The sequence below is a fragment of the uncultured Anaerovibrio sp. genome (genome assembly GCA_902786545.1).
Lineage (GTDB): Bacteria > Bacillota > Negativicutes > Selenomonadales > Selenomonadaceae > Anaerovibrio.
Window position 1 is genome coordinate 1 of the sequence record CADACU010000053.1, and the last position, 10,151, is coordinate 10,151.

A 10,151-nucleotide genomic window follows, 5' to 3' on the forward strand; every position below is an offset into this window, starting at 1 on the left:
TGCAGTTCTCGGCAGCCGGCTTGGCTAAATCTGATGATTCGGCCAGTAAAAATGCAGATTTTAAGGCACCGGAGCTTGCCCTAAAGGTTGACCGGTATGACAAGGAACAATTGCCGCGTAATTTCCGTACCAGCATGGATAAGCTCAAAAACAAGGCTCGTGATGGTGTCCTGCCGTCTGATGTGGGGTTAAAGGATTTAAATGTATCGGCATCCAGTTGTTTTTCGGAAAAGGAACTGGAAAATATTCTGTTGGCTGTTCCGGTAGATGCAGCTAAGTTCTATGATATTGACCTGCGTCAGGAGTCACATGGATATTTTGACGGTATGGCTGTCAGCTGGTTCTCCAAGAAGGACTGGGGTAATGATGGTCGTATGCAATATATTGTGGAGCATGTTGAAACGGACCAGCTGAATAAGGTATCCAAATCAGCGAAAAATGGCGAGCAGATTGAGGTTTATACCTTTGAAGATGAAGGTAACAAAGTAGGCCCGCCACAGAATTTCACCGTTGGCAAGGTGATGAATGAGGCGCAAATGGTGAAAAAGCATGGTGCTAATTACTTCCGTTTGGCTGTCCAGGACCATTTTGCCCCATCTGACCGTCAGGTGGATGAGTTCCTGGCCTTTTGGAAGACTTTGCCAAAGGATGCCTGGCTCCATTATCATTGTTATGCCGGTATGGGCCGTACTACCATTTTTATGGTAATGCATGATATTTTGAAGAGCGCACCAAAAGGCGTTTCCTTCAATGATATAATCAAGCGTCAGGCTATTCTGGGCAAGACTGATCTTAGTGAAATTCCTGATAAGAAGAAAAACTGGGAAAGACAGCTTTATGTAGATCGGTATGTATTTACTAAGCAGTTTTACAAGTATGTAACCCAGCACCCGGAGCTGGATAAGCCTTATTCTCAGTGGGCAAAGGAAAACAGCTTTGATCGGGATGTGGATTACTCCGGTTTCATTTGGCGTATTGATACCGCTAACAAGGATGAATTACCACGGAATTTCCGTGCATGCTATTCTGATTACACCAATGAAGTAAAAGGCAAGGTGTCCAAATACTTTGAGGGTGGTACTGGGCTGAATCCAACCCGCCAGGGTCTGGATAAGATGCATGCATCTGCCAGTGGCATGATGTCTGAGGGCGAATTTAAAGCCGTAATCAAAGAAATTCGTAAGCACACCAATGGTCCAATCTATGATATCGATTTGCGCCAGGAATCTCATGGCATTATCAATGGTAATGGTTGCAGCTGGTACGGTTTGCGGGACTGGGGTAACTTCAATAAGAATGATGTCTTTGAGGATATCATTAAGGATGAAAAGACTCGCTTGAATGCTATCAAGGGCAAAGAGATTACTATGGCTACCCTGGAGTCAGGCAAGTATGATAAATACGCCAAGGATCCTAAAGTGGTTAAGGCGGTAACAGTTATGACCGAAGAGGAAATGGCAAAGGCAAATGGTGTTAATTATTTCCGTATTACCGCCCTTGATCATCTCTGGCCTGCCCCTCAGTATATCGATCGGTTTATCGAATTCTACAAGAAGCTGCCAAAGGATGCGTGGCTGCATTTCCATTGCCAGGCTGGTGCCGGTCGAACCACTGCCTTCATGGCTATGCTGGATATTATGACTAATCCGGAGGTTGAACTTACCGAGATCCTTAAGCGTCAGTATCTTATCGGTGGCAACTATGTGGCATATACCATCAAGAAGCCAAAGGATACTGATTACAAGGCAGACTTCTATGCAGACAAGGCTCGGATGATTAAGTGGTTCTACAAGTATGTCAATGAGAATAAAAAAGACAACTACGCTACTCCGTGGTCCAAGTGGATTGCTAAAAAAGATGTTGTAAAGTAAAGCAATTCATATCAATAATCTAAAATACCCTGAAAAATAATAATACCTGCTACAATTTTGGAGATAGGGGTTGCGATATCACGCGGCTCCTATTTCTTGTTTAATGGAGTGTTAAGGGAGGAAGTTTTATGCAGCATGGGAAGAGCTTGAAAACTCGGTTGCTGACAGTGCTTATTGTGCCTATCCTGCTTATTTGGGGTGGGGTGAATATATATTCCTATAACCAATCGGAAACTATGCTGGAAAAGCAGATTATGGATACGCTAAGCTATGCAGCTGCCAGCAGCAGTGAACGAATTTATAATGAGTTAAAGTCAAAGGAAGAAGCAGCTGAAGTAACGGCTATTTATCTTGGCGACAGTGGCCTTGATCAGCAGGCAGAAATGATGTATCTGCGAAGTGTAAAGATGGCAACAGATGGCGCGCAATCGGTTTACACAGGCTATGCTGATAAGACAGCTGCCGACTCCCAAGGCGTTACAGAAAAAGAAAAGCCAGCTGGATATGACCCTACCACCAGAGCATGGTATAAGGCTGCTATGTCGGTAAATGGGGTGGCCTATACGCCGGTTTATGAGGAATCAAAAACCAAAAAGTTGGCCGCAGGAATTGTCCACAAGATAGTTCGGGCTGGACAGTCCGTGGGGGTAGCAGGTATAACCTTGGATATGGAAGCCATTCGTCAGGTGGCCCAAGATTTTAAATTGGGAGAAAAGGGTTATGCGGCTATCGTAGGTCAGGATGGTAGCTTGATCTATTATCCGGGGGCGTCCATTAGTGATAATCTGAAAGATATTGATAATGGGGCATTGGCACCGGTGGAGGCCCAACTGTTGGGGGGGCAGTCCACAATGCTTCACCGTGAAATTAGTGGACAGGAATATTTAATGGCTGCCGCACCAATCGGGACTAGTGGACTAACTTTTATCGTTTTTGTTCCAGAGGATGAAATGATGGCACCGGTATATACTCTGGGGTGGATTTATGTAACATCCTGCCTGTTTGGTATTTTGGTTTTGGTCGGACTGGTTATTTGGGTAACCGGTCGTATCGTCGGTCGGTTGGAAGCATTGGAAGGAATGGCGGCCCGGATTTCCGAGGGAGATTTGCGTACCAGTAATGAAGAAAGAAGTGTGTCTCCTGATGGTGATGAAATTGACCGTCTGCTCTATCGCTATGTGCAGATGAAGCGGCACCTGCGGGATGTTATTAAGGGTGTTCGCAATTCTGCCAATGAGCTGGTGGAATCCAGTGGACGGTTTAATGAGATAACCTCCCAGTCGGCTCAGGCATCTACTACGGTGGCGGCATCTATAACGGTTGTGGGTGAACAAATGGAAGGCCAGGTGAAAAATTTCAATGAGATTTCTAGCCTTACCGAGCAGGTGGCTGGTCATATTGAAGATGTAACTGGTAATATTGAAACCACCCGTAAAGCTGCTATAGATGCAGAAACTGCCACGGAAAACGGCAATCGGTTAATAGATGAAATTGTGACCAAGATACAGGCCACCTCGGAAACCTCCCGGATTGCTCATGAAACATCGGGTACTTTGGAGGAAAGCTCCAAGAAGATTGCGCAGATTGTCGAATTGATTTCCGGGATTGCCGGACAGACTAATCTGTTGGCCTTAAATGCCGCTATTGAGGCGGCTCGGGCCGGTGAACATGGCCGCGGGTTTGCGGTAGTAGCTGATGAGGTGCGTAAATTGGCGGAGCAGTCCGACGAAGCTGCCGGACAAATTGCAGGCCTTATCCAGCAAAATGGTAAGGATATACGGAATGTGGTGGCGTCTATAGAAGAGTCCCAGCAAAATGTCCAGGAAAGTGTGGAGGCAGTTGATTTGGCCGGTCGGGAGTTCCAGGAGATTTCCCAGCGAGTTACCGAGCTGAACACCCGGATGGGCAATATTACTACTGCTATGAGGGAATTGGCCACTGCCAGTCGAAAAATTGCTGATTCCGTTGATGGGGCCAACGAGCAGGCGGAGTGTTCCATGGACGAAGCTCGTAATGTTTCGGCTTCAGCGGAGGAACAATCGGCGGCTATTACGGAAATCGCCCAGGCTAGCGGGCGCTTAGCGGAATTGGCCGGAGGTATGCAGCAAACGGTGGAGCGGTTTCAGGTTTAAAACAGATACATAGGATTTAGGGATACGGGGGAATAAATTTTGGAAGAAAAAATACCACATGTGGTAATTGTTGGAGCCGGATTTGGCGGTGTGGCAGCCATAAAGGCCCTGGCAGGTACCAATGTGAAAATAACACTAGTAGACCGGACAAATTACCATTTGTTTCAGCCACTATTATATCAGCTGTCCACATCGGTACTGTCCACAGACGATATATCCTTTCCGGTGCGGGCCATGTTTCGTAAGCGAAAAAATATTGACTTGTTTATGGCCCAAGCTACAGGCATTGATGGGAAAAATAAGATTTTGCATACCAATCATGGGGAGATCGCCTATGATTATTTGATTGTATCGGCGGGAGCAACTACCAATTACTTTGGCCTGGAAAGCGTGGAAAAATATTCCTATGGTATGAAAACCATTCAGGAAACATTGCATATCAGAAATCATGTGCTGCACATGTTTGAGCGGGCCAATAAGCAGTTGGACAGTGAAGCGGTGCGGCGGCAAATGCTTACCTTTATCTGCGTTGGCGGTGGACCTACTGGCGTGGAGGAAGCTGGGGCTTTAGCTGAGCTGGTAGCCGTACAGAAGCTGGATTATCCAAATCTGAATTTTGATGAGGTAAGCATCAAGCTGATTGAGGCTACGGACAAAGTTCTGCCAATGATGCCGGAAGAGCTTAGAAATTATACCCTAAAGGTTTTGAAGAAAAAAGGTGTAGAGGTAATGCTGAATACTGCCGTGGCCGATTGCAGTGAAGATGGCTTGACTTTGAAGGACGGAACCTTTATACCTAGTAAAACAGTTATTTGGGCTGCTGGAGTCCGTGCTCATAAGCTGGTGTCCACTATTGGGGCAGAATGTGACCGGGCTGGTCGGGTAATTGTGGAAAAGACATTACAGGTGCCAGGTTATCCGGAAATATTTGCTATTGGTGACAATGCGCATTTTCTTCAGGGCGAACGGCCGCTGGCTACCGTGGCTCCAGTGGCTATTCAGGGGGCTAAGACTGCGGTGGAAAATATTAAAAGGCTAATTGCCGGTAAGACCAAGCTGAAGGAGTTTGTCTACAAGGATCACGGCAGCATGGCTACCATTGGCCGTTGCCAAGCAGTGGTATCCTGGGGCTGTCTGCGCACTGGGGGATTTTTTGCCTGGTGCATCTGGATGTTCCTCCATCTACTGCGGCTGGAGGGGACCTACGAGGATATTACTGTTGGAACAAAATGGATGTGGAATTTCCTGTCCGGTACCCGGCTAGGCCGGATTATTACCAATATCAAATTTGATGAAGCGCTGTAAAACAAAATAAAATCAGGGGCATCACATATATGAAATAATAGATGTGACTGCCCCATTATTTTTATGTTTTTTGCCCTAATATTTATTGAATAAGGAAAATGTTTTTGCTAAAATTAACTATATAATGTTGCGTAAATCAACTAAGGATTTATATATAGTTTATTGGTATTATTTATGGGGAGGCGTGTTAATGGATTATCTAAGTGCTTCACTGAGCTTTGGAATAGTTAGACGACGGGTTCAGGCATTGGTAGTAGAGGCTTCGGTCGATTTGGGGCTATCATACGCTGAATTTTCTATGATTCTGGTACTTTTTGACAAGGAGGGCTGCAGTCAGGATGATATGACTACAGTGCTTAATGTGGACAAGGCGGCTATTACCCGGGTTATAAAGAAACTGGAAGACAAGGAATACATTTTCCGCAAGCAGGATGGTGAAGACCGCCGGCTGAAACGGATTTATTTGACGGACAAGGGGCGCCAACAGGAAGCAGTTATCAAAGAAATAGTTCATAAAATAATGGATTATCTGGCGGAGGATTTTACCCCGCAGGAACGGGATATTATGATAAAGTGTTTGAATACAATGGCACAGAAATTGGGGAAAGATGATTACCATACTGTATTTGGCAGCAAGGGGGCGTAACATAATGAAGAAAATAGGCATAATGCTCTTATCCGTAATTGTATCCATGACAGTTTTGGCCGGCTGTGGCAAAAATGAGCAACCGGAGGAAAAACCAATTATTGTTAAAACACAGAAAATTGGTGTCAATGATGGGATTATTGAGGGTACTTATACCGGTACCGTTCGGGGCAGATATGAAACTAATCTGTCTTTTCAGGTAGGGGGGCGGATTTTGAACCGAAATGTACAGCTGGGTGATACAGTAAGCGCCGGAACGGTGCTTATGGCCATTGATGCTCGGGATGTATTGGAAAAATCCAATCAGGGAGACGCTCAAGTAGTAGCGGCCAAGGCCCAGCTGGATTTGGCCCAGTCCAATCTCACTCGATATAAGCAGCTTTTTGCTCAGGAAGCGGTTCCGGCCAGTGTTCTTGACCAGTATCAAAGCGCTTATGATGCAGCAGAAGCCCAGTATAATCAGGCTGTTGCCGGCGCTCAGCAGGGGCATAATGCAGTGGGGTATACCAATTTGATTGCACCGATGTCAGGAGTTATTTCAGCGATAAATGCTGAGGCCGGACAGGTAGTAGGTGCCGGTCAGACCGTGATGACCTTAGTGGAAAGCGGCGAACTGGAAGTTGAGATAAATGTTCCGGAAAACCATTTGCCGGATGTTACTTTGGGCAAAAAGGTTGAGGTGACATTCTGGGCATTGAAAAATGTCAAGACGGAGGGCATTATTCGGGAGGTTGCGCCAATGGCTGACAGCCTGTCACGCACCTACAAAGTTCGGGTAGCTATTCAAAACCCACCGAAGGGTATGAACCTGGGAATGACAGCCAGTGTCAAGGTATCAGAGGCGAAAAACAGCTCCATTGGGGCCATGATGCCTTTGACTGCTATTTATCAGACGGGCAGTGACGCTCAGGTGTGGGTGGTTGATACCTCAGATAACACTGTTCATTTGAAAAAGATTTTCTTTGAAGATATTGGCAGCAACTCCGTGCGGGTAACCGGCCTTTCCAGTGGGGATATAGTGGTTACGGCCGGGGTGCATAAACTCCATGAGGGACAGAAGATAAAACTGATGGAGGATGAGTGATATGAGAAATCTCACGGAAGTATCCCTAAACAATCGGGTGCTGGTTTGGTATTTCATATTGGTGACCGTTCTAGGTGGTGTATTTTCTTATATAACACTGGGGCGGATGGAGGATCCAAACTTTACTGTCCGGGATATGATTGTAACGGCGGCTTGGCCGGGGGCCAGTGCCGAGGAAATGGAGCAGCAGGTTACTGATAAGCTGGAATCCAAGATAAACGATTTGCCGGGCATAGACTATGCAAAGAGTACTACCCGCAGCGGTACCACGATTATTCATGTAGTATTGAAGGATGATTACGATGGTGATATCCGGTCAGCGTGGCGGGATGTACGAAATTTCTGCAAGGATATCGAAAAGGACATGCCGGAGGGCGTTTATGGTCCATACTTTAATGACCGGTTTGATGATGTATATGGTGTAATTTATGCTGTAACAGGGGATGGATATTCCTATGAGGAAATGCGGCAGGAGGCTGAAAAAATCCGCCGAATGCTGCTGACTGATGTCAACGATAGTGTTCAAAAGGTTGAACTGGTTGGTGTTCAGAAGGAAAAGGTCTATGTGGAAATGGAAAATGCCAAGCTATCCCAGCTGGGTGTTAGTCCAATGGCCTTGGCGGAAGCTTTGAAGGGCCAAAATGAAATGACCCCGTCCGGTATGATCGAAACCAGTTCCGATAATGTATATCTTAGATATTCCGGTACTTTTGAAAATATTGAGGATATAAAAAATGCCACCATGCAGGCTGGCGGTAAAGTAATCCGTTTGGGGGACATTGCCACAGTGGAGCGGCGTTATTCTGAACCGCAAGACCCAATGATGTATTTCAATGGGGAACCAGCGGTTGGTATTGCTATATCCATGGAGCCGGGCGGTAATATCATCACCTTGGGCGAGGAGCTTGATAAAGTTCTGTCAAAGTACAGTGAGACCTTACCAGCGGGTTTGGAAATTCATCCGGTTTCGGATCAGCCATCAGTGGTACGGGCGTCTGTTGGAGAATTTGTCAAAACCCTTTGTGAGGCCATCGTCATTGTGTTGGCGGTTAGCTTCCTCAGTTTGGGGGTCAGAACCGGTATGGTGGTTGCGGGCTGTATTCCATTGGTTTTGGCGGCTGTTTTCTGCGGTATGTACGCCTTGGGAATTGATTTGCAAAAGGTATCGCTGGGCGCGTTGATTATCGCTTTGGGCCTGTTAGTAGATGACGCCATTATTGCCGTGGAAATGATGAGTGTTAAGCTGGAGGCCGGATTAAACCGGTTTGACGCGGCCTGTTATGCCTTTAAGGCAACAGCCAAACCAATGCTTACCGGTACCTTGATTACCTGTGCCGGATTCATTCCGGTGGCTTTTGCCAAGGGGTTGGCATCAGAATTCTGTAGTGCCCTCTTCCCGGTAATTACCATGGCCCTGCTTATTTCCTGGATTGTATCTGTTATGGTAGCACCGCTATATGGCTATCATCTTATAAAAGTCCATGTAAAGAGAGATGATGAGGGAGAAGCAGTTCAGTATCAGAGCAAATTCTATGATATTTTCCGCAAGATTTTAACCTGGTTTTTACTGCATAGAAAACTGGTTCTGGTGGCTACCGTGGCGTTGTTTGCTGTATCCATATTTATGATGAAATTTGTTCGGGAGGAATTTTTCCCGCCATCAACCAGACCTGAAATCATTGTTACTATGCGGCTGAATGATGGTGCTTCCATTAAGTCATCGGATGAAGTGGCCAAGCGATTTGCTAATTTTTTGAATACCCACGCTGATGAAATAGATAATTATAGTTATTATGTAGGATGCGGTGCGCCGCGTTTTGTGCTCACCTTCAATCCGGAAACACCGACCAACAATTTTTCTCAGTTTGTGGTAGTGGCCAAGGATCCGAAAATAAGAGAAAAGCTCAGTCAGGAAATTAGAACTGAACTGGAGGAGAATTTCCCGGAGACCCGCCACGACATAAAGTACATTCAGACTGGTCCGCCAGCTGATTATCCAGTGATGCTGAAGGTTTATGGCTATGATCAGGACAAGGTCAGAGAAATTGGCGAAAAGGTTGCTGATCGGATACTGGAGGACAAAAATAATGTAGATGTAAATTTGAATTGGCATGAGAAAAGTAAGGTAATTCATCTGGAGTATGACCAGCACAAGCTCCATTCATTGCAATTGTCTGCGCAGGATATTTCCAAGATGGTATACACGGAAGTGACTGGTGCGGCAGCTGCTCAGTTCTATGCTGGAGATAGAACCATTGATATTGTGCTGAAGCTTCGTGATGCCGATCGGACTGATTTGTCCACCTTGAAGAATATGCCGATTTATACCGGCACTGGCTATGTTCCATTGGAACAGTTAGCTGATATATCCTTTACTACTGAAAATGGGACTATCTGTCGGGAAAAGCTGATGCCATGTGTGACAGTTCAAGCAAATATTTTGTCCGGTACCAGCAATGATGCCACCAAGAAGGCACTGGCTTCTGTGCAGGATATTGCGGAGCAGCTTCCACCTGGTTACAGAATAGAGGCTGCTGGCTCATTGGCTGACAGCAACAAATCAACCAAGTATCTGCTGGGGCCAATACCGGCTATGCTGTTTTGTATCATAACCATTTTGATGTTCCAGCTGAAGAATGCCAAACTGATGATACTGACCCTGTTGACAGCACCATTGGGAATTATCGGTGTCAGCCTTGGTATGCTGGTCTTTGACAAGGCCATGGGCTTTGTGGCAATCTTGGGTGTACTGGCCCTAAGTGGTATGATAATCCGAAACTCGGTCATCCTTATCGACCAGATACAGAAGCATTTGGAGGATGGGGAGACGCCGTGGAATGCGGTTGTTAATTCAGCAGTAATGCGGTTTAGGCCGATTATGCTGACTGCGGCGGCAGCAATTTTGGGTATGATACCACTGATGGTGAGCAATTTCTGGGGGCCGATGGCAGTGGCTATCGCCAGTGGCCTGTTTGTGGCTACAGTGCTGACCCTTTTGGTATTGCCTACCATGTACGCAGCTGTTTATCATGTAGAAAAAGAATAATAAAGTGTAATAGAAACCGGGCTTGTGATTACAGCGGGAATGTAATCACGAGCCCGGTTTTGTAATT

The 10,151-nt window shown here is 46.1% G+C and carries 6 protein-coding genes; all 6 read left to right on the plus strand.

The features are described 5' to 3' along the window. On the plus strand, positions 1-1,871 hold a 1,871-nt coding region (locus QZV24_RS09195), incomplete at its 5' end, for a hypothetical protein (RefSeq protein ID WP_294523144.1). Positions 1,872-1,999: 128 nt separating this feature from the next. Beyond that, entirely contained in the window at positions 2,000-4,003 is a 2,004-nt protein-coding gene (locus QZV24_RS09200) for a methyl-accepting chemotaxis protein (protein ID WP_294523149.1), read from the plus strand. Positions 4,004-4,042: 39 nt separating this feature from the next. Beyond that, complete coding sequence (locus QZV24_RS09205; RefSeq protein WP_294523156.1) at positions 4,043-5,308, plus strand: NAD(P)/FAD-dependent oxidoreductase; 1,266 nt, start codon at positions 4,043-4,045, stop codon at positions 5,306-5,308. A gap of 190 nt (positions 5,309-5,498) precedes the next feature. Beyond that, on the plus strand, positions 5,499-5,954 hold the full coding sequence (locus tag QZV24_RS09210; protein ID WP_294523158.1) for a MarR family transcriptional regulator: 456 nt from the start codon (positions 5,499-5,501) through the stop codon (positions 5,952-5,954). 4 nt (positions 5,955-5,958) lie between these two features. After that, entirely contained in the window at positions 5,959-7,038 is a 1,080-nt protein-coding gene (locus QZV24_RS09215) for an efflux RND transporter periplasmic adaptor subunit (protein ID WP_294523160.1), read from the plus strand. Between the two features lies 1 nt (position 7,039). Beyond that, positions 7,040-10,084, plus strand: coding sequence for an efflux RND transporter permease subunit (locus tag QZV24_RS09220; protein WP_294523162.1), 3,045 nt, complete (start codon positions 7,040-7,042; stop codon positions 10,082-10,084). Positions 10,085-10,151: the final 67 nt, after the last annotated feature.

Excerpts from the sequence above, each read along its gene's own strand:
- QZV24_RS09200 (WP_294523149.1), top strand. The coding sequence starts at position 2,000 with ATGCAGCATGGGAAGAGCTTGAAAACTCGGTTGCTGACAGTGCTTATT.
- QZV24_RS09210 (WP_294523158.1), top strand. The coding sequence starts at position 5,499 with ATGGATTATCTAAGTGCTTCACTGAGCTTTGGAATAGTTAGACGACGG.
- QZV24_RS09215 (WP_294523160.1), top strand. The coding sequence starts at position 5,959 with ATGAAGAAAATAGGCATAATGCTCTTATCCGTAATTGTATCCATGACA.
- QZV24_RS09220 (WP_294523162.1), top strand. The coding sequence starts at position 7,040 with ATGAGAAATCTCACGGAAGTATCCCTAAACAATCGGGTGCTGGTTTGG.